This window comes from Vibrio sp. 811 (assembly GCF_033339195.1).
Map to the genome: position 1 here is coordinate 1 of NZ_JAWOUB010000236.1, position 840 is coordinate 840.

Here is an 840-nt window from a genome sequence, read left to right on the forward strand (position 1 = left end):
TCGTCGGGGGTTGAAATCAGCTCAGCTTCGATACGGCCGAAGTATGCAATACGCTCGCTGATATCTTTGCCTGCAATCTGCTCAGCCAGTACAAGGTAGTCTTGATAATGGCGTGCTTCAGAGCGGAGTAGGGAAACATAAAACTTCGCAATGTCTTCATCCATGTGCGGCGCAAGTTTGGCGAAACGTTCACATGAGCGAGCTTCGATGTAAGCGCCGATAATGAGCTTATCGATAAGCGTCTCGGGCTCATGAGTCTTCATGTGTGAAATCAGCGTTTTTGCGTAGCGGCTTGCGGGAATGTTTTTGTATTCCACGCCACGGCTCTCCATGATTTCCAGTACTTGATAGAAGTGATGTAATTCTTCTTTGATCAAGAGAACCATTTTATCGATCAGATCTTGGCTATACGGCGAATCCGATTTTGCCATGATGGCTTTCGAAATATTGCTCTTGCCTTTTAATGTCTCTAATGAGCCGATTTTTCGGTAAGCGAAATCTTCATACGGTTTGAACCAGTCAAGTAAGGCATGTGAACTGTCTTTATCTACTGCGTATTTGCGGATCAAGAACATGGCTGACTGACCGGCTTTCAGCTCGCACAGTAAGTGATCCAATAAAATGGTTTGCAAGTTTTCTGGTTTCTTTGCTTCTTCAACCCATTCGTTGGGTGTGCTGCATTGCAGAAATTGATTGATAGGAGCAAGAAGATCTTGATAGGCGTCGAGATTAATCATTTTATTTTTAGTACGTTACGTTCAAATTTGGTTCATCCAGAGCATAAGTAAAACGGAAATCTGGATAGAAAAAAGGCTGCAAACGCAGCCTTTAATCTGATAG

General features: G+C 43.5%; 1 protein-coding gene. It reads right to left on the reverse strand.

The annotated features are described in order from the left end of the window. Positions 1 to 737, reverse strand: a 737-nt coding sequence (miaE, locus tag R7Q46_RS26060) for a tRNA isopentenyl-2-thiomethyl-A-37 hydroxylase MiaE (RefSeq protein WP_318078066.1), incomplete at its 3' end; no start/stop codon positions are given. Between the last annotated feature and the right edge of the window lie 103 nt (positions 738 to 840).